At 71.2% G+C, this 18,285-nt stretch carries 18 protein-coding genes; 2 read left to right on the forward strand and 16 right to left on the reverse strand.

Annotated features, from left to right (window positions below; all coding sequences use genetic code 11):
• Nucleotides 1-60 precede the first annotated feature (60 nt).
• The 6 genes from OG435_RS45740 to OG435_RS45765 all read right to left on the reverse strand — a co-directional run bounded on the left by OG435_RS45740 (nt 61) and on the right by OG435_RS45765 (nt 4,694).
• Nucleotides 61-810, reverse strand: a complete 750-nt coding sequence (locus tag OG435_RS45740; RefSeq protein ID WP_266887294.1) for a nuclease-related domain-containing protein — start codon at nt 808-810, stop codon at nt 61-63.
• A gap of 144 nt (nt 811-954) precedes the next feature.
• Nucleotides 955-1,905, reverse strand: a complete 951-nt coding sequence (locus OG435_RS45745; RefSeq protein ID WP_266887296.1) for a hypothetical protein — start codon at nt 1,903-1,905, stop codon at nt 955-957.
• Entirely contained in the window at nt 1,866-2,390 is a 525-nt protein-coding gene (locus tag OG435_RS45750; protein WP_266887298.1) for a hypothetical protein, read from the reverse strand. The genes OG435_RS45745 and OG435_RS45750 overlap by 40 nt, the downstream gene beginning before the upstream one ends.
• 259 nt (nt 2,391-2,649) lie before the next feature.
• Nucleotides 2,650-3,063 carry a hypothetical protein gene (locus OG435_RS45755; RefSeq protein WP_266887300.1) on the reverse strand — a complete coding sequence of 138 codons (414 nt, stop codon included), beginning with the start codon at nt 3,061-3,063 and terminating at the stop codon, nt 2,650-2,652.
• A 196-nt stretch (nt 3,064-3,259) separates the two neighbouring features.
• Nucleotides 3,260-3,574: a hypothetical protein gene (locus OG435_RS45760; RefSeq protein ID WP_266887302.1), complete on the reverse strand. Its 315-nt coding sequence runs from the start codon at nt 3,572-3,574 to the stop codon at nt 3,260-3,262.
• 394 nt (nt 3,575-3,968) lie between these two features.
• The gene (locus OG435_RS45765) at nt 3,969-4,694 is read right to left on the reverse strand and encodes a hypothetical protein (protein WP_266887304.1); all 726 of its coding nucleotides are present in this window, start codon (nt 4,692-4,694) and stop codon (nt 3,969-3,971) included.
• Nucleotides 4,695-4,934: 240 nt separating this feature from the next.
• Here OG435_RS45765 and OG435_RS45770 point away from each other — a divergent pair, with 240 nt between their 5' ends.
• A complete protein-coding gene (locus tag OG435_RS45770; RefSeq protein ID WP_266887307.1) occupies nt 4,935-5,723 on the forward strand; it encodes a hypothetical protein in 789 nt (262 codons plus the stop codon).
• Between the two features lie 450 nt (nt 5,724-6,173).
• On the opposite strand, the gene OG435_RS45775 is transcribed toward OG435_RS45770, so the two are convergent.
• The 6 genes from OG435_RS45775 to OG435_RS45800 form a co-directional block, all read right to left on the reverse strand.
• Complete coding sequence (locus OG435_RS45775; protein WP_266887309.1) at nt 6,174-6,968, reverse strand: glycosyltransferase; 795 nt, start codon at nt 6,966-6,968, stop codon at nt 6,174-6,176.
• Between the two features lie 34 nt (nt 6,969-7,002).
• Complete coding sequence (locus tag OG435_RS45780; RefSeq protein WP_266887311.1) at nt 7,003-7,371, reverse strand: hypothetical protein; 369 nt, start codon at nt 7,369-7,371, stop codon at nt 7,003-7,005.
• Between the two features lie 59 nt (nt 7,372-7,430).
• A complete protein-coding gene (locus OG435_RS45785; protein WP_266887313.1) occupies nt 7,431-8,180 on the reverse strand; it encodes a hypothetical protein in 750 nt (249 codons plus the stop codon).
• On the reverse strand, nt 8,177-9,472 hold the full coding sequence (locus OG435_RS45790) for a PTS transporter subunit EIIC (protein WP_266887315.1): 1,296 nt from the start codon (nt 9,470-9,472) through the stop codon (nt 8,177-8,179). Before OG435_RS45790 ends, OG435_RS45785 begins: the two co-directional genes overlap by 4 nt.
• Nucleotides 9,473-9,566: 94 nt before the next feature.
• Nucleotides 9,567-10,832 carry an MFS transporter gene (locus OG435_RS45795; RefSeq protein ID WP_266887317.1) on the reverse strand — a complete coding sequence of 422 codons (1,266 nt, stop codon included), beginning with the start codon at nt 10,830-10,832 and terminating at the stop codon, nt 9,567-9,569.
• Nucleotides 10,833-11,072: 240 nt separating this feature from the next.
• The gene (locus OG435_RS45800) at nt 11,073-11,456 is read right to left on the reverse strand and encodes an SH3 domain-containing protein (protein ID WP_266887319.1); all 384 of its coding nucleotides are present in this window, start codon (nt 11,454-11,456) and stop codon (nt 11,073-11,075) included.
• Between the two features lie 284 nt (nt 11,457-11,740).
• On the opposite strand from OG435_RS45800, the gene OG435_RS45805 reads away from it, so the two are divergent.
• Nucleotides 11,741-12,241, forward strand: coding sequence for a hypothetical protein (locus OG435_RS45805; RefSeq protein WP_266887321.1), 501 nt, complete (start codon nt 11,741-11,743; stop codon nt 12,239-12,241).
• A gap of 94 nt (nt 12,242-12,335) precedes the next feature.
• Here OG435_RS45805 and lexA read toward each other — a convergent pair whose 3' ends face one another.
• The 4 genes from lexA to OG435_RS45825 all read right to left on the reverse strand — a co-directional run bounded on the left by lexA (nt 12,336) and on the right by OG435_RS45825 (nt 18,099).
• The gene (gene lexA, locus OG435_RS45810; RefSeq protein ID WP_266887323.1) at nt 12,336-13,046 is read right to left on the reverse strand and encodes a transcriptional repressor LexA; all 711 of its coding nucleotides are present in this window, start codon (nt 13,044-13,046) and stop codon (nt 12,336-12,338) included.
• A 103-nt stretch (nt 13,047-13,149) separates the two neighbouring features.
• Complete coding sequence (locus OG435_RS45815; protein ID WP_266887324.1) at nt 13,150-13,611, reverse strand: hypothetical protein; 462 nt, start codon at nt 13,609-13,611, stop codon at nt 13,150-13,152.
• A 37-nt stretch (nt 13,612-13,648) separates the two neighbouring features.
• Nucleotides 13,649-14,674: a DNA polymerase Y family protein gene (locus OG435_RS45820; RefSeq protein ID WP_266887327.1), complete on the reverse strand. Its 1,026-nt coding sequence runs from the start codon at nt 14,672-14,674 to the stop codon at nt 13,649-13,651.
• 5 nt (nt 14,675-14,679) lie between these two features.
• Entirely contained in the window at nt 14,680-18,099 is a 3,420-nt protein-coding gene (locus OG435_RS45825; RefSeq protein WP_266887328.1) for a DNA polymerase III subunit alpha, read from the reverse strand.
• Nucleotides 18,100-18,285 lie beyond the last annotated feature (186 nt).

Genomic DNA, 18,285 nt, shown 5'->3' on the forward strand with positions numbered 1-18,285 from the left:
TTCGTTCCTTGTATCGGGCGAGGGGCCGCGGGGCCCGTCGGAGAGGGAGGGCTGTCGGGGTCAGACCGCTGGGCGCAGCCGTTGGTTTGCGAGGTGCGCTGCTTGGCGGATCCGGACCCGGTTCCAGCCGGGCTCCTTCGGGAGCGAGCGCAGGTGCCGTCGCAGTTCGGTGGCCTGGACGATGGTGACGCCGCCGCTGACGAGTCCTCCGGGCGGTATGGCGGCGTGGTGAACGGCGATGATGGGCCGGACGGGGTGGCCGAGCGCCTCGGCTGCTCGCTGGGCTTCCCAGATCACGGTCTCCACGGCGCGCTGCTGGGAGTAGCGGCCGTACCAGAGCTGCCCCCGAGCGTCGACGCGCACCTTGGAGGTCTTGGATCGCCAGGTCTTGGTATCCACGTAGGCGGGCCCGCACCGTCCGATGATCAGGTGATCGAGGTTCGCTGATGATCTTGGGATCTGTCGGTCGTGGAGGACCGCCCACCGGCCGAGCCCGAACAGGACGAGCGGGATGAGGATGCGTCCGGTGCGCCGCTCGCCGGCCGCGCCGGTGGCCCAGGAGCTGCCCTTGCTGCGGTAGATGCGGCGCAGAGCGATGGTGAGCAGGACGGCGAGGACGACGGCGCCGCCGTACCAGTCCAGGTAGATCGTCGCCAGGTATCCGGCCGCGGAAGCCGGGATCACGGTCAGCGGGATGGCCCAGGCTGCGGTGAGGTGTTGCTTGCGGCGTTCGGCCGCGCGGATCGTGTCGGCCATGGCCTGGGCGCTCGCGCCCGCACCGGCACGGCGTTTCGATCGCTTGGTGGGCATCCCTATCTCCTTCAGGGTGTGCGTACGGAGATCGGCAGCGTGGAGGCTTGAGCCTGTGGACAGAGTCCGGTGCCCGCGGGTCGGCACGCCGGGGGAGCTGGGCCGGCCGTCCTGCGGCGAGCGGCGGCCCTGAGAGACCCTCGGTCAGCGGCAGTTGGGGTGTGCTGGCTGGGGCTGGTCCGGTTGCCGGGGCGGCGGGCTGATCTGTGGCCGGCCAAGCCGGATGAGCTCGCGCTCGCGGCGGTTCTTGCCGAGCGGGAAGACATAGCGGTGGGCGCCGCGGTGGCGGAGGTCGCGTGTTCCGATCGCGGCCAGGGCCTCGCGCAGCCATGTGCCAGGATCGCTGCCCGCGCGAGGTGCGGGAGCTCCGAGCGAGATGAGCATGTTCTCCACGTAGCGGTGGCCCTGTTCCTGTCGTCGGACCTTCTGGGCTGCGCGGTCGTGGAGAACGGTGCCGTCGGGCAGCAGTTTGATGGTCCGGGCTGGGGCCCGGCCGGTGTAGATGGCATTGGACGCTTTGTAGATCGTGCCGACGTGTCCAACGGCGATCAAGGTGCCGGAGGCGTCCTGGCGGGGAACGGGGTCGGCGAAGGACACGACCCCTCGTACGCCAGCCGCCAGCAGGTCTTCGAAGCAGCGCGCCAGGAACCACGATTCGGAGTTCCCCGGGCAGGCGTCGGTGAGTACGAACCGCGAGCAGAGGAGGGATTCGGTATTGGGCTGGAGGTCGGGCAGGGTGCTGGTGAGCACCTTCGAGCCAGCCGGAACACCGAAGACGGCGACCCCGCACAGCCGCAGTTCGCCCTCCAGGTTGTCGTACAGGCCGTATCTCCGTGTGGCCGACGGGTAGGAGGCGGAGTAGTGGTGTGCGAGGACGAAGTCCTTGGCGGGCTTCTCCGGCAGCGGGTGGACCTCGAAGCGGCGGGCGTCGAAGCCTCCGTCACTGCGGTGCCTCCAGGACGGCTTGAAGTGCGTCCAGCGGCGGCACCAGTCCGATGCGGTAGGGACCTCGGGCAGGTCGAGCAGGGGCAGCGTTTCCTGGACGGCGGTCTTCATCAGTTGCTCGGGGTCGGCGCCGGGCGCAGCGGGCGCCACCAGATGTCCTTACCCGAGCGGCACTTGAAGTGCAGCTCCCGGGTGTTGGGGTCGATGAATTCGTAGACGCTCTCCCCGGTGTAGACGACCAGCACGGGCGTCTCCTCGATGGGTTCGGTGGCGCCGCGGTAGACCTGTCCGCCGAACACGATGTGCAGGTCGTGGCGGTCCCGTCGAGCGCCGGCGGTCGTGACCGGGCCCTGCTGCCACTGGCTCATGTCGGGTTCAGGGGTGTGGCGGATGATGCCACGCTCGGGGGTCAGGCTGACCCAGGTTGCGCGGTCATCAGGGTCCGCGCCGTGGGCGCCGACACGTACCCGCCATCCGGCGATGGAGGCGCCGTTGTAGGTGATCTTCTTGGCGTCGGGCGGCGCGAGGAGGTAGCCGGCGCGGATGACGTCGTATCCGCGGGTGTCACCGCCGTGGACGGTGATGTGGCTGCCGACGGTGAGACCGGCCATTGCGGCCGTGAGGTCGTTCGTCATAGGTGAAGTTCCTTCGAAGGCGACAGATTCGGGGGCTGGGCGCCGTCCGCCAGGAGGTAGCGCATCGGGTGATCCGGGGCCTGCCGGCCGGCGGGCCGTGCCGCCGCGGCCCGGTGTGGGGCCGCAGCGCGCATACGCTGCCGGTGGCGGAGTCTCCTGGAGCACGGGGTGCTCGGCGGAGCTGTGCTCGTGGGTTGGCGCTTCAGGGGTGAATGCCACGCGCAGCCCGGCCGAGCAGTCGGGCCGAGGCTGGGGTGGGCTACTTCGCGAGCAGGGTGGTTCCCGCGTCGCGGGCCTTGACGAGGTCCAGGTGGTAGACGCCGGACCTGCGGTCGAAGCTGCTGCACAGCGGGCGCCACACCACGTCGTTGTCGTCGACCAGGTGGTGCACGGCTTCGGCGTGGTCCACGTCTTCGTCCTCGTCGTCGGTCAGGGGGCGAACGGTGCCGTCGGCGCCGACGACGCCGCGGGCGCTGCGCCAGTTCGGGGAGTCGCCCTCGCCGATCACGAGGGCTACGGCGTGCGGGTCGTGTCGCAGCACGATGTGGGCGGCGAGCGAGCACGAGTACACGGCAAGGGCGTGGTCGGCGGCTGCGCTGCTGGTGGCGCGGTAGGCGGTCAGTGCCTCGTGCAGGGCGGTACGGATGGCGGCTTCGGTGCCGGTGGCGCTCATAGGGGTGTCCCTTCGGCCGGTGCTGGCGGGGTGGAGTCTGGGATCGCCGTAGGGCGGTTCGACCTGCGCTGCATCGGGGTCATGACGGTGCTCGGGTGGGCGGGTTGAGACGTCCGGGTGGGCGGCGAGGCCTCCTGGACGTGGGCGACAGTGCGCCCGGTGCCGTCGGCGTGTGTCGGCCGGGGTGCCGGTGTGGTCAGCCGTCGCAGGTGTTGCGGCGGCAGTGGTTGAGTCGCGCGTGATAGTCGCTGACGAGGCCGTTGATCTCGGCGGATACCGCTTCGGGGACGTCCTCGTCGTGCTCGGTGCTCGCTTCGAGCCATTCGTGGGGGGCGCCGCTGGCGCCGGGGTCGATGATGTGCACGGCGATCGCCGCGCCGGTGGTCTTGGTGCCGTTCAGGTAGACGGTGACGCCGGTCTCGTTGTCGGGGTCACGGTCGACGACGACGTCGATCCGCTGGGTGGGCTGCTCGACGGGGCGGCGCAGCTCGTAGCGGAGCTTGCCGCTCACGCGGATCTCGTAGGTCCCGGCGCGCGGGTCGAGTTCGCGCAGGAGGGGCCATCGGCCGCGTTCGGGTCCGTGGTCGTAGTGGTTCCACGCCTCCAGAGCGGGGACCGGGGTCCCGGTGATGTCGTGGGCCCCGCTGTGGCGGGAGGCCAGGGTCAGGTCCTGGCGCAGCTGGGCGAGGATCCTGGTGTGGTTGCGGGCGATCGTGCGAACGGTTCGGGCCTTTCTCGGGTTCGCGGGCGGCTTCCGCCCGCTCGTGACGCTGGGCCGCGGTGCGGGCGGCGAGGTGCGGGACTAGAAGTCCGTCCCGCACCTCGCCGCCAGGCGGTGGTGGTCGCGCGGTGCGCGCCGCGGGTCGGCCGGGTGCAGCCTGGGGGCCGTACCTGGCCTGCCGGGGCTACTGCGGGAAATGCAGGACGACGATGGTCGGGCTGTCCGAGGTCCTGGCGGCGGCCACCGCTGCGGTCAGTGCACTCGTCAGGGTTGCCTCGTCGGTGAGGGCGGGGGCGTGGACGAGCGCGGGTGCCGAGGCGTGCGGGGATGCGAGGGTCTGGTCGGCGGTGAACTGACCGCCGGGCTGTGCCGACCAGATGGCACCCAGGATCCGCCGGGTCAGGGAAGCGGTCCGCTGGGTCACCCGCATCGGCGGGCCCGTGGGCTGGACGCGGCGCGCGAGCTGGGTGAGCTCCCTGTCCGACAGGCCTTCGATCAGGGCCTGAGTGGGGCGCCCGTCGAACTTGTTCCAGAACGCCTCGAAGGCGATGGCGATCGCCTGGTGGAGCTCGTCGTTGAACTGCGGAACCCACTGGGTCTTCTGGAGGTTGTGGGTCCGTCCCGTCGGCTGCTCGGACCGGATGGCGTGGAGCAGCAGCGAGATCAGGTCCTCGGTCGGGCTGCCCGCGGCCGTCACGCCCGGGGCGCGTTCGCCGATGGAGCGCGCCGTGGTGGCCATCTGCTCGCGCGTGAGGCTGTTGATTCCGCGTGCGGTGAGGACGCCGCTGAACTGCCAGAGCCGCAGTCCGGCGGCGATCAGCAGTGCCTTGCGCACGCGGTTGTGGAATTCGTGGGGGCTGTAGGGGGTCTTGTCGACTTCCTGGGCGAGCGGCAGCTGCGGCAGGGTCATGAAGCTCCAGGTGTTCGGGTGGCGAGCGGGATAACCCCCCTCGTCCTACGCGTATAGCTTACGCTACAATCCCACCTCATGGCAAGTTTTACGCGTCACTACGTCTGGGAGATTGACCTGCTTCGCGGTCCTCTCCGGCACCCGGCGTACCTGCCTGACGCCATGCACGTTCGAGGGCACATCGCAGAGCACCACTCCACTGACGCGCCGGCAGGAGCCGGCAGAACCCACGGGGATGACATGACTTCCACCACGCGCTACGCACCGCGGCGTGCCCGTCCCGGCTTCTTCGCCGCACCCTTCGTCCTGGCCTCCCGGGCGTTCAGGCCGGCCCGCCCGGGGCGGATCACCGACGGGGCCATCGAGGCGGCTCAGATCGCTCGGACGACGGTGGGGATCGCCGCCACGGCCTGGATGATCTACGCGTACCCCATGCAGGAATCGGCGTCCGCGATCGCCAAGGACAAGTTCGCCGAGATCCTCATCAGTGCCGGCGTCCTGGTCGTCGCGGGTCCGCTGATCCTGGCGCTCTTCGTCCTCGCTGCGAGAACCCCGGCTCGCGCCGTCTACCTACGCCGGCTCAAGGGCCCCCTGACCGGGTTCGGCGCGCTGTTCGTCTCGGTCCTCGCCCTGTTCCTCCTGCTGCAGGACAGCGGCGGAGCCCGAATCGCCGCGCAGTTCGGCGCCTTCCAGATCGTCTTCCTTCTCCTCGCCCTGCTGACCGTGCTCTTCGTGGTCCCCTTCGGACTGACAGCCGCAGTGCTCTGCGTCCACTACGTCTTTCGCACCGCGGACGTGCACGAGGTCCTGCCGCCCCTGATATCGCCCTTGCTGGTCTGGGCGATGTTCGGCGTCCAGTACTTCGACAGCTCACCCGTCGCCGCACCGCCGTCCGTCCGCATCCTCTTCCTCATCGGCCCGCCGCTCTCGGTGACGGCGCTGTCCGTATGGGAACTCCGGCGCCTGCGAACGCACTTCGGCGTCACAATCCGCAGCGCCCTACACCGCCAGCGCCCGCTGACCCGGTAGCCGTACTCCCGGCGACCCGCACCCCGACTCCGCTGGTACACCGACCCAGCGGTCCACCGCTTGCGACAATAGAAACGCACACCCTCGCCCCGATGGAGGCACCCTATGCCGGACCCGAACGAGGTACAGACGCCGACCGACAGCGCGAGGGGTGGTGAAGCCGCCCTCGTAGGCAGCTTCGTGTTCCCACCAGTCGTCTATGGAATCACCAGTGGCGGCCAACCCGTGCGCTGGGACGGGATCCCGCAACCGCTCGCGCCGGAGTACGCCGTCAGGGACCCGCGGGTGCTCGGCGTGGACTACGACCGCCAGGGCCAGCTGGACCACTGGCCGCCCCGAAGTCAACCGCGCCCCTCCCCCACGGAGTAGTCGGCGCCCACTGCTCGCGAAGGGGAAGCCCCTGCGGCAAGAGATGCCGCGGGGGCCTTCCCATGTGCCCAGGCGCCTCGTTCAGGAACGGCCCGCTGAGGCGAGTCCCTCCGTGGCGTTCGCCCCGGCGCGTCGCAGCGCCCGCTCGGATTCTCCCTGCAGGAACGCGAATGTCCTCGCCGCGAGCTCGTCCACGTCCCTGTACGCGGTGTCCTCGGTCATCTGATGTTCGTGGTCGCGGTAGTGGTACGTGACGACCGGCAGCAGCTCGCCGGCACTGCGGCCTGATATGGACATTACGTACACGTAGTCCTCCCCCTTCCAGAGCCCTCCGTGTCCGCCGCAGGCCCGCGCGAGTTCCGTACGAGCGAGCAGCATCGTGTGCCCGAGCGGCGGCTTACTTGCGGGCGAGGGCCAGTACGTCCAGACGTCGCCCGGCTCATGCCTCCCCACCGGGGTGGGGCAGACCCACGTGCTGAGGGTGCCGTCCAGGTGCAGATCGGCGGACCATCCGGCCACCCACCCCAGGCCGGTCTCCACCGCGCGGTGGTAGCGGACGGCCAGCGAATCGGGGGGCAGCAGGTCGTCGTCGTCGACGAAGCATGTGTACGGGGCGGTCACGTCGTTGAGGGCGAGGTTGCGGGCAGGCGCCGCGCCAGGCCTCGGTCGGGGCCGGATCCGGACCCTCGGGTCGTTGGCGATGAGGGAGGGGATGACCGCGGGGTCTGCGTCTGGCCCGTTGGGCGCGATCACCCACTCGAACGGGATGCTCTGCAGGGTGAGGCTGCGGTACAGGTCGGTGAGGTAGTGGCGGCGGCGGGGGTCGAGTTGGGTCGGGGTGATGACGGCGACCTGGGCGTCGGGGTGACGGGGCACAAGGACCTTCCGGGGGGACGAGCGGGGGGTGATCTCACGCGGCATGTCGAGCAGGGGCGGAGCTGTCGGCGCCTGGCCGTTGCGACCACGGCCCGAGCACGTTCTCGGACCGAAGCGTGATCAGGTACAGGCCGGCGGGCAGGGTGGCCCGGTAGGTCTCGAGCGCCTGGCGGGTGGGCGGGGATACGGGAGCTCGCGCCGCCGCGGCGGCCAGGAGGGCTGGGGCTCTCTCGTTGTGCGGGCCCGTCCAGCGCAGGACGAGCATGCCGTGGCCGTCGTCGCCCTGCTGCTCGGGCAGGCCGGGGTGGGTGGGCCGGTGCCATCGGTGGACGTCGTCGAGGATCACGACGGGATAGATCGCTCCGAATCCGTAGCTGGCGGCCTGGACATCGTTGAGCGTCAACTCGGTCTCCTTTCCGGGGTGGTGTGTCGGTTGCTGCGCGGCGGTCCCGCGCGGGGTGGTCAGCGGCCCTGGACTTCGAGGACGTCGGCCGTCGGTGTCCGCGCGCCGACGGGCCGGCCGAAGTCGGAGTAGGTGATGGCCCCCGCTTCGGCGTGGTCGGAGCTGTCCACGGCGAGGAGGTGGGGTGTGCCGGTGGCCGCGACCAGGTAGGTCAGCGTGGTGGCGCCGGTGGTCATCCGGAGCGGGATGGCCTGCCGTCCGTCCCTCTCCGTGAGCGCGCCTTTGTCCGGCGCGGTCCGGGCGGTGTCGGGGTGGGTGAGCTGTTCCATGTGGCAGTAGCTGGCCAGGGCGTTCATCAGGGGGTGGTCGCGGGCGCCGTGGACCCACTGCTTCGCGGGGACCCGGTTTCCGAGTTCCTCGGCGAGCGTCGTGTCGATGCTCGCCCAGACGTCGTTGCCCCTGACGCGGATCTCGAACGAGCCGTGGTCCTTCTTGTCGACCGTGCCGGCGCATTCGGTGGCCGACAGGCGAAGGTCGGTCGTGGTGTCGGAGCGGTCCATGCGTTCGCGGAAGGAGCCCGCGGCGGCGTTCGCGAGCATGGCCTTGTCGTAGATCTCGCGGCCCGGTGCCTTACCGATGCCGTTCGTCGGCTTCTGGGCGGCACTGCGGTTCTGGGAGCGGTTCTGCTTGGTCTCGCCGGACTTCGCCCTGGAGGTGGAGGCGTTGTCGCAGGCGGTCACCACGATGAGGGCAGCGGTGCAGGCGAGAGCAGCGAGTGGCACACGCAGGGTGGCGGAGCGGGGGTTCATGGTGCGGTTCTCCTGGTGGCCGGGCTGGGCGGGTGGCGGTCAGGGGGCGCCGTGGGCGCCGTCGCCTCGTCCTGGCCTGCCGGTGCCGGCTCACGGCCGGGCGTGCGGAGGTTGAAGCGGACGATCGCGAAGCGAAAGAGGGCGTAGTAGATCGCCCCGTAGGCGAGGGCGATGGGCAGCAGCAGCAACGGTCTGGTGGAGATGGAGTAGTTGAAGACGTAGTCGAGGGCGCCGGCGCTGAAGACGAAGCCCGCGTGGATGTCGAGCAGGTTGACCAGCGCCAGGCTGAGGCCGGTGAGGACGGCGTGGACCAGGTACAGCGGGAACGCGATGAAGGCGAAGGTCAGCTCGATGGGCTCGGTGACTCCAGCGAGGGCTGAGATCGCGGCTGCGGGGAGGAGCAGGGCCGCGACACGTCGGCGCTGGTCGGGCAGCGCGCTGCGCCACATCGCGAGGGCGGCGGCCGGCAGGCCCGCCATGGACACGGGGAAGAAGCCCCCCATGAAGACGCCGGCGTCGGGGTCGTGCGCCTGGATGAAGCAGGGCATGTCGCCCTTGATGCCGTTTCCGCAGTCCCCGGTGAGGTACCAGACAACGGCGTTCAAGGGCTGATGGAGCCCGATCGGGGTCAACAGGCGGTTGAGGAAGCCGAAGGCGCCGCCGCCGATGACGGCGTGGTCGGCGACGGTGGCCGCTGAGGCGGTGAGCGCCCGGTCGACAGCCGGGTAGGCGATTCCGAGGAGGGAGCCGGCGAGGATCGCGGCGACGGCGATGATCCCGTACGCGGCGAAGGCGGGGATGCCGCGCCGACCGGCGACGCGCTTCCAGATCGCCATGGCCAGCAGGCCGCCGATGATGCCCGCGAGCGCGCCGTAGGGCCAGCGTGCCGGCGGGGTGTCCAGTTGGCTGTCGGGAAGCGGGTTGAGGACCAGGACGACCCTGGCCAGGATCAAGTACGAGGTGAGGCAGGCGATGACCGGCCCTGCGGCGTCCTTGGCGCGGTTGAGACCCAGGGCGATCCCGACCGCGAAGAGGGCCGGCAGGTAGTCGAGGATGGCCGCGCCCGCGCCGGAGATGACCGCCGGAATCTGGTGGAGCGCCTCGAAGCGGCCCAGGAGGTCGGGCTGGCCCAGGCGGAGCAGGAGGCCGGCCGCGGGGAGGGCCGCGATCGGCAATGCGAGGCCCTGGCCCATGCGGCGCAGCCTCGCCATGAGCGTGGTCGGGTCCTCGGGCGGCGCCGTCTCGGTGAGGGGCGCCTTCTCCCGGGAGCGCGCGAAGGGCAGAGTCACCACGTGATCGACCTCTTACGTGCGGTGCCGAGCTCTGCCCGCCCGGGGGCGTACGTGCCGGGGCCCGGGTCGAGGAGGGTTGGGTGGTCGGGCTGGGTCATGACGGCGAGGCTTCCGGTCGGTGGCGAGCGGGGGCGGGGTGCGTACGGCGGATGAACGCGGCGAGCGGCCAGCACAGTGCGGCGCCGAGGAGTCCGACGGCGAAGGTGGTGGCGGCGGCCAGGAGGTCTCCGCCGTGGGTGAGGGCCCAGCCGGCGAGGGTGGGGGCGATGATGATGGCGCCGGCCAGCGTCGTGCCCCAGACCCCCGCGTACAGTCCGCGCGCGTCCTGGGGCGAGATGCGGTTGAGGATGTCGGAGGCGGCGACGAAGACCACGATCTCGCCGGGCACGGCGAGGGCCGCGGCCGCGCTGTAGCCGAGGGTCGTGGAGGCGAACCCGGCGGCTCCCATGCTGGTGCCGAGCACGAGGGAGCTGACGGCGAACAGGCCCGTCATCGGGTGCTTGGCGCGCCGGCTGAGCCAGTGGTTCAGGAACGGCGACAGCAGGAGTACGGCGCCCGCGTTCGCGGTTTGCGTCCAGCCGTAGTCCGCGGCCTGGAGTCCGTCGTCGGCCATCAGCATCGGCAGGGATGAGAACAAGCTCGCGCAGCAGGTCAGCGCGGCGAGGCTGGCGGCCAGGAGCAGCCACAGCCCTTGATCGCGCACCGCGGCACGGTAGTTGCTGCGAGGAGGGGCTGTTCCTAGGGCGCGGCGCTCGTTCGCAGGGATGAAACGCCACACGAGGAGGGCGAACAGGAGGCAGGCTGCGGCGTTGGTCCAGATGAGCGCGCGGATCCCGAACGGGCCGGCGAGCATGCCGCCGGCGGTCCCGGCCACGGCCGCACCGGAGTTGACGGCGAAGTGCCGCCACGCGTTGACCGTGGCGCGGACCGCGTCGTCGGGGAAGGTCTGGGCGATCGCGGCGGTGAACACCGGGCGGGAGGCGTCGTAGACGATGCCGCCGGTGAAGGTCGCGGCGAACAGAGCGGGCCCGGTGGGAACTTGCGCGAGCAGCGGGAGGACGGCCGTGGCGAGCAGCATGGCCGCGATGAGGGTGGTGCGGTGGCCGATCCGGTCGGCGAGCCAGCCGCTCAGGATTGAGCCGAGCAGCCAGCCGGCGCCGAAGACGGCGAGGAAGGTGCCGATGCTGCGGGTGCTCAGGTTCAGGTCGGTGAGGTGGTACGGCAGGAACGGGTACGTGAAGCCGAGACCCCTGACGAGGAAGGTGCCGGCCATCAGCGTCCAGATCGCGGTCGGCCATCGCCGCGGGGTTCCCTTCGCAGCCTGGTCCGGTCGGCCGACCGGCACGGCAGTGGTGGACACACAGACTCCAGCTGGGGTGCGGGCGCCGTGGGCGTGCGCCGTGCAGAAGGGGGAGGGGGCGCCGCCGGAGGGTGGGCGGCGCCCCGGGACCGGGAGGGCCCGCTCTCGGGGGGACGGGGAGCGGGCCGGGCGCCGCTTCGGGGGTGAAGGGCGCACTCCCGGCCGGTCCCGGCCGGGCGGGGGGATGCTCGGCCGGGAGGTTCGTGGTGTCGCTGCGGGCGGCTTACGCCGCGGCCGGGGTCAGTCCAGGTTCATGTAGACGCACTGGTCGAGGTAGGACTTGCTCACCCAGCCGGTGGTGCCGGCCTTGAGGCCGCTCTTGGACTTCTTGTCGAGCTTGAGCTTGATCCAGGAGCCGCTGCTCGCGATCTTCGTGCCGTAGTCGTTGCGGTACAGCTGGCCGATCGCCCGGTACTTCGTTCCCGCCCCGGAGCGGAAGTTGACTCCGTTGCCCGTCACGGTCCAGGTGGGGCACGTGTTCGCTGCCGCGAGAACGGTCGGGGCCTGGGTGGGCGCGCCCGTGCTGGCGGCGAACGCGGTCGGTGCCGCAGCCAGCGAGGCCGCTGCGCCCATCGCGATCGTGGCGACGGTGACGCCGGCGCGGCTTATCAACTTGCTCTGCATTGTTCAGCTCCTGTGCTCTGGGCTCCATTTCTGAATGGCCTTCATCAGCGCAGGCGGGGTGGACACACATCTCCCGCCTGGCTGCGAAAGCGCACGTCCGAAAAGCTAGAAGAATTGCCCTGTGGATAAGTTCCGCGCATTTTGGCGGACCCCTGCGGCATTCCGGCTCAGCCGCGGATCATCGCTGGACATCAGCGCACGAAAGGCGCATTCCGACTTTCCGGTGCTGAGGCGGGGGCCGCCGGTGTGCGGCAGGCCGAGCGGGTGCGGAGAAGATGGTGGATATGGCCACGGAAGTCGTTACTCTGCCACCTCTGACCGCGCGCTCCATACGCCGCTGGTTCTCCGCAGCAATCTGGGGCTCGGCGGCCGGATATCCCCTGATAGTCCTCGCGCTGTCCCCGCTCGTCATGTGGGTGCTCGATCTCGATCCGAGGTCGATGCGGAGCGATGAATGGATCGCCGCCCTGATGCCGGTCGGCGCGTTGGTGGCCTATCAGGGTTGGCAGGCGGTGTCCGAGGTCCGGGCAGGACTTCAGCGGCTCACCGACAGCGCCCGCGCCCTCGTGTTGGTCTCCGGGGGCGGGACTTGCCGGCAGCTGGAGGACAGGGCCGACGACTTCACCACCGCATTGCTCTCCGCCTACACCGCGTTCAACACGAGGATTCTCCCGCGCCGGGCCGCCCTCGGCTTCGCCCGCCAGGTCCACCACGAGGCGCGAGCCGAGGGCCTGAGCCCTTCGATCCTGCGCGTGGTCCAGGACCTGGCCGGCACGAGGGACTAGCCCGCCGGCGCCCGTCTCGCGCGGACGGGCGCCGGCTCTGGCGGCGGTGGGGCCGGGGCGGGACCGTCACGGATCTGTCCTCCCGCCCCGGAGTTCAGGTGCGCGGTGCCGGACCGCCCTGGATGCGGCGCATGACCGCGGTGACCTTGCCGAGGATCGTGGCTTCGTTGGCGCAGATCGGCTGATAGTTGGCATTCTCCGGCAGCAGCCACACTCCGGTGTCGGTTCGCTTGAATCGCTTGACCGTCGCCGCCCCGTCGATCATCGCGGCGACGATGTCCCCGGTCTCCGCGTCGGGCTGGGCCCGGACCACGACCTGGTCGCCGGTGGTGATGTGGGCGCCGATCATGGAGTCGCCGATCACGGTCAGGACGAACAGGTCGCCGCTCCCGACGATGGCGCGGGGCAGTGCAAGTACGTCGTCGACGTGCGGTTCCGCGGTGATCGGGGTGCCGGCGGCGATCCGGCCGAGCAGCGGAGCGTGCACGATGTTCGGGTCCGTCATCTCCGGCGCACCGTCGCGCTCGTGCGCTCCGGCGCCGGCGAGGACGTACGCACGCGGGCGGTGAGGGTCCCGGCGGACAGCGCCCTTCCTCTCGAGCGCGAGCAGCTGGTGGGCGACCGAGGAGGTGCTGGCCAGTCCCACGGCCTTACCGATCTCACGCATCGACGGCGGATATCCTCTGGCCGCTATCGACTCGGCGATACAGGCGACGATGCCTCGCTGGCGGTCGGTGAGTCCGTCGCCACCGGTTCTGATCCCCGGCGGACGCACGCTGCGGCCTTCTCTCGTGACAGCCTCCATGGCGCCCCCTTTCGTGATCTCCCGACGGTATCTGCTGATACCGGCAGGTGCGTACTGATATTCGATATTGCTTCTCGTGCTTTGCAAAGTACGAGAGCAACGGTCAGAAGGTGTCGGCGAGGGAGAACGGGCGCCGGGCCGGCGCGCTTCCGGCTGCGGCGGCGTAGACGAAGGGCAGGAACGCGCGGCCGCCGTCGGTCAGGTGGAGTCCGATGCCCGGGTGCTTCGCGGCCGAGGCCGAATAGGCGTACGCGGCGGCGATGTGCGGAGTTCGCGCGTCCATGAGCACGGCGGCCAGGTATGACTCCGCGCGCTGCGGGGTGATCCTGCCGTTGCGGTCGAAGAGCTGCGGCAGCGGCGCGCTCGCGGTGGTGGCCGCCCGGGCGGGGTCGGCGCTCGCGGCAGAGGCGGCCGTGGTGATGGCCACCCACAGGCGTGCGCCACTGCTGAATCCGATCAGCAGCCCGCAGGGACGGGAGCTGTCGTCCCAGCCCTCCGCCGACGTGATGTCGGGGCCCTTGGTCAGGTTCTCGACGCACAGTTCCCGCACCCGCTCTGGGCTCACCGTTTCCACCTCTATTTCGAACGTGTGTCTGAGCAGACTAGGCGGGGGGTCTGACACGGCGGCCGCGCCCGGCCTCGAGGCCCGCGAGGCTGGCGGGGCGGACGGCGTCGGCGCCGAAGCGGTTTCGCGCCTTGTCCGCGGCGGCCTCCAGGCGGCGGGCGTTGTGGTCGCAGGGGTCGAAGGTGAGCTGGCGGTGGGCGTCTTCGGCCGGTCCGAGTGCCTCGGCCCGGAGTGCGAAGCCCCGGACGCGGGCGCGCTGAAGTCCGAGGGATTCGTACAGGTCGTGGGCGGTCCGGGCGAGCTGCAGGGTGTGGTTGGTGGCCTCGGTCAGGGTGCGGTTGCGCTGGGTGGTGGAGCGATCTGCGTAACGGACGGTCAGGGACAGCCGGCGGCAGACCCGGCCCTCGCCGCGCATGCGGAAGCCGAGTTGTTCGGCGAGGTGGAGGATGCTCTGCCGGTGCCGGCTGGGGTCGAGTTCGTCACGGGGGAAGTCGTGGGCGGCGGAGCAGGACTGTTCGGGCTGCTGGCGCAGTACCGGGCGGTGGTCGATCCCGTTGGCGCGTTCGTGCAGGAGCCGGCCGGTCGCGGTGCCGAGGATCCGCTGGGCGGTGAGCAGTGGGGTGTCGGCGAGCTGGCCGACGGTGGTGAGTCCGTAGCGGGTGAGCGTCGCGGCGGTGGCAGGACCGATGCCGTACAGGGCGGGGATCGGGCGCGGGCGCAGGAACGCGGCGACTGCCGTGTCGGCGGGGTCGATGCAGGTGACCGCTCCGGCGGCGGTGGCATCGGCGGCCATGGCGGCGATCATGCGCGAGCGTCCGCCGCCGATGGTCAGCCGCAGGCCCAGCAGGGCGGCGGCGCGCAGGCGCAGGAGTTGGGCGAGTTCGTGGGCGTTGCGGTCGAAGAAGCGCAGGGCGCCGCTGATCTCGGCGTCGGCGGCGTCGGGGTCGAGGGCCTGGACGGTGGGGGTGATGGTCTCCAGGAGTTCGAGGAACTCCGGGTAGAGCTCCGCGCCGGCGCCGGGGGGAAGGTGGGCGTGGACGCGCAGGACGTAGGGCTGGCGCATGAGGGTCACCCGGCCGATCCGGGGCTGGCGTATGCCCGGAGGTTTGCGGTCCTGTCACCGGCGGGGGCCAGGTCAGCCCACGCGTGGAGCTTGGCGCCGTTGGGCAGTTCCAGCACCCGGGGCGGCGGCGACGGGGTGGCTGCGGCGGCCGTTCGGCCCAGGAGCTGGTGGACGGCGTCGGGACCGTGGTCGCGGCGGGTGACGGCGAGGGCTTCGAGGTCCCAGGCCATCTCGGCGACCACGCTCGCGCGCTGCCCCCGGCGCTGGACCTTGCCGCGGACCAGGAGGAGCGCGCTGTGGAAGACCGTACGGGCGGCCCTCTCGTGGCTGGAGTCGAAGAAGGCGACGTCGACGAGTCCGCTGCCGTCGTCGAGTGAGGTGAAGATGATCCGCTTGCCGCTGGGGATCGGGGGAGTCTGCGTGGCGGCGCGGACCCCTGCGACGAGGACCGGCTGGCCGGGGCGCAGGGTGTGCAGGCGGCGGGCGCTGGTCACGCCGAGTTCGCGCAGCAGCTGGTGGTGGTGCTCCATGAGGTGCTGGGAGACGTCGATGGCCAAGACGTCGAGTTCGGCGGAGAGGCGTTCGCGTGAGGTCATTTCCGGCAGGCCGGAGGGGGCGGCGGCGAAGGTGTCGTGGTCCAGCGGCAGTTGTCCGTCGCCGACGGGACGGCCCCTGGTCTGGCGGTGCAGCTCGGCGACCTGGAGGAGCAGGTCGCGGCGGCTGGCGGTGCCGCGCAGGGTGTCGAGGGCGCCGATGTTCACGAGGTGCTCGGCGACCGGGCGGGCGGGGCGGGCGCGCTGCCACAGATCCTGGAGGCTGGCGTAGGGCTGGCCGGCGACGATCCGCTCGGTCTGCTCGTCGGTGATGCCGCGGACTTCGGCCAGGGACAGGCGCACGGCCCAGGTGCCGTCGCCGGCGGGCTCGACGCGGTGGGCGGCTGCGGAGTGGTTGACGTCGACGTTGCGGACCTCGATGCCGTGCCGGCGCGCGTCCGCGACGATGATCCGCTTTTCCCACATACCGGGGTCGTGCTGAAGGAGGCCGGCGTACAGGGCTGCCGGGAAGTGCGCCTTCAAATAGGCAGATTGCAGGGCGGGAACGGCAAATGCCACCGCGTGGGCCCGGCAGAATCCGTAGGCCCCGAAGGCCTGGAGCTGCTCCCACACCTGGGCCAGCATCGTGTCGTCGTAGCCGCGGGACCGGCCGGCGCGGCGGAACCAGTCCCGGACTCGCAGCGCACGCTCGGCGTCGCCCAGCGCCCGGCGGGCGAGCTCGGCGAGCGCGTCGTCGCAACCGGTCAGACGGGCGATGATCTTGATGATCTGCTCGTGCCAGATGAGGACGCCGTGGGTGTCGGACAGGATCGGCTCCAGGTCCGGGTGTGGGTAGACCGGGGGCTCACCGTGCCGGGCAGCGATGTACTGCGCCGGCATGCCGCCGGCGACCGGACCCGGCCGGAAGAGGGAGATGTCGGCGATGACGTCCTGGACGTTCCGTGGCTGCAGTCTGCCCAGCAGATCCATCTGACCTGGGCTTTCGAGCTGGAAGAGGCCGATGGTGTCGCTGTCCATCAGCAGCTTGAAGCTGAAGTAGTCGTCGAGGGGGACGGTGTCGAGGTCGAGGTCCTGGCCCGTGGTCCGCTTGATCTCGTGCACGGCGTGGGCCATGGAGCTCTGCATCCGCACGCCGAGGACGTCCAGCTTGATCAGGCCCAGGTCCTCGATGTCCTCTTTGTCCGCCATGAGCATGTCGAATCCCCTGCCGGGGGTGGGCTGTACGGGCAGGCGGGTGCGCAGCGACGCGTCGGAGATCACGACCCCGCAGGGGTGCATGGCGATGCCGCGTGGGAGGGCGTCCAGGCCTTCAGCGAGCTCGAACAGGGCCCCGTAGCGGTGCTGCTGGGCGGCGAGCGGCTTGAGTTCGGGCAGTTCGTGCAGGGCGGAGCGGATGTCGCACGCGCGGATGTGAGGGAAGGACTTGGCGACGCGGTCGATCTCCCCCGGGGCGATGCCGAGGGCGAGGCCGGTGTCGCGCAGGGCGTGCCGGGCCCGGTAGGTCTCAGGCATCGCGGCGACTGCGACCCGGCCGGTGCCGTACCGCTCGAAGATCTTGTCGTAGACCTCAAGTCGGCGGTCGGCCTCGACGTCCAGGTCGATGTCGGGCAGGTCGGTGCGGCGCAGCGAGAGGAACCGTTCGAAGACGAGGTGGTGGTCCAGGGGGTTGGCGGCGGCGATGCCCAGCAGGTGGTTGGTCATCGAGCCGGCCCCGGAGCCGCGGGCGGCGACACGGATGCCCAGCTCCCGTACGTCGTCGACGACCTGGGCCACGGTGAGGAAGTAGGTGTCGTACTCCAGGCGCCGGATGATGGCGAGCTCGTGGTCGAGCCTGTGGCGGGCGTCTTCGCTGCGGTCCAGGCCGCGGCGGATGAGGCCGGCCTCGCACCGCTCACGCAGCACCCGGGCGGCGTCGGCGGCGTCCGCGGCACCGGCCGTCTGAGGCTCGGGCAGGTGAGGCCGGCCCAGTCCCAGGTCGGCGCGCGGGTCCAGCGTGCACTGCTGCGCGGCGGCTTCGGTCTGCGCGAGCAGCTGGCGGGCGCGGCGCGGGCCGGCGCCCGCGGCGAGGGCGATCTGCTCGGCCGCCGCCGTCATCTCCTGCGGTCCCTTGAGCCAGCGCTCCCCGGAGTCCAGGCGGCGCCGGTCGATCGGGCGCAGGAGTCGTGCGGCGTCGAGGACGTCGGCGAGCCGGTGCTGGCCAGGATGCGCGTACCGGACGGCGTTGGTGAGCACCGCAGGGATGCCGAGCCGATCGGCGAGCCCGACAGTGCGGGCGGCCAGCCGCAGGGAGCCGGGCCCGGTGCCGGACTGCCCGTGCCAGAGGGCCGCGAGGCGCAGGCCCGCGCCGACGTCTTCCCGCCAGGGGCGCAGCAGCTGCTCGGCGAGGTCGGGGCGACCGGCGGTCAGGGCGCGGACGGGCTCGGAGTTCGGACCGAGGAGCACGGTCAGGTCTTGGCCGGCGTGCTCGCGCAGCGAGGACCACGACACGACCGGGAAGCCGTCGGCCGGCTCGGCGTGCGCCGTCGACAGCAGTCGGCACAGCCGCGTCCACCCGGTTCGGTTCTGGGCGAGCAGCTGGACGCGCAGGTTCGGCTCGCGCACGTGGGCGCCCCCGCGGGCCGGGACCCGGCGGCGTTCGTCGCGCGACGCGACGAGAGAGGCGACGGCGACGTCGGCGCCCAGGATGGGGCGCACGCCGTGCTTCTCGCAGGCCTTGGCGAAGCGGGTGAAGCCGGTGACGGTGTCGCGGTCGGTGAGCGCGAGGGCGTGCATGCCGCGGGAGGCCGCGGCTTCGACGAGCTGGTCAGGTGCGGAGGCGCCGTAGCGAGCCGAGTAACCGGACGCGACGTGCAGGTGGGCGAAGCCCTCCATAGCGTCCTCCGATCATGCCCCTGGTCATCGCTCTCCTCACGGCCCCTTCCGCTTATCGAACATTCGTACGAACACAGTAGCGTGCGGCAGCGCTGATCGGAAAAGGGGCCGCCGGGCATCCGCTCCGGATTGTCCCGGGCACTGGCCTCCCGCCGCCGGGCCTGCGGTCGGCATCAAGCTCCCCGG

The sequence above is a fragment of the Streptomyces sp. NBC_01264 genome (assembly GCF_026340675.1).
Classification (GTDB): Bacteria; Actinomycetota; Actinomycetes; order Streptomycetales; family Streptomycetaceae; genus Streptomyces.

Coding starts and splice junctions, on each gene's coding strand:
- OG435_RS45825 (WP_266887328.1), bottom strand. CDS start 18,099: ATGGAGGGCTTCGCCCACCTGCACGTCGCGTCCGGTTACTCGGCTCGC.
- OG435_RS45755 (WP_266887300.1), bottom strand. CDS start 3,063: ATGAGCGCCACCGGCACCGAAGCCGCCATCCGTACCGCCCTGCACGAG.
- lexA (WP_266887323.1), bottom strand. CDS start 13,046: ATGGAGGCTGTCACGAGAGAAGGCCGCAGCGTGCGTCCGCCGGGGATC.
- OG435_RS45820 (WP_266887327.1), bottom strand. CDS start 14,674: ATGCGCCAGCCCTACGTCCTGCGCGTCCACGCCCACCTTCCCCCCGGC.
- OG435_RS45785 (WP_266887313.1), bottom strand. CDS start 8,180: ATGAACCCCCGCTCCGCCACCCTGCGTGTGCCACTCGCTGCTCTCGCC.
- OG435_RS45805 (WP_266887321.1), top strand. CDS start 11,741: ATGGCCACGGAAGTCGTTACTCTGCCACCTCTGACCGCGCGCTCCATA.
- OG435_RS45750 (WP_266887298.1), bottom strand. CDS start 2,390: ATGACGAACGACCTCACGGCCGCAATGGCCGGTCTCACCGTCGGCAGC.
- OG435_RS45765 (WP_266887304.1), bottom strand. CDS start 4,694: ATGACCCTGCCGCAGCTGCCGCTCGCCCAGGAAGTCGACAAGACCCCC.
- OG435_RS45770 (WP_266887307.1), top strand. CDS start 4,935: ATGACTTCCACCACGCGCTACGCACCGCGGCGTGCCCGTCCCGGCTTC.
- OG435_RS45740 (WP_266887294.1), bottom strand. CDS start 810: ATGCCCACCAAGCGATCGAAACGCCGTGCCGGTGCGGGCGCGAGCGCC.
- OG435_RS45800 (WP_266887319.1), bottom strand. CDS start 11,456: ATGCAGAGCAAGTTGATAAGCCGCGCCGGCGTCACCGTCGCCACGATC.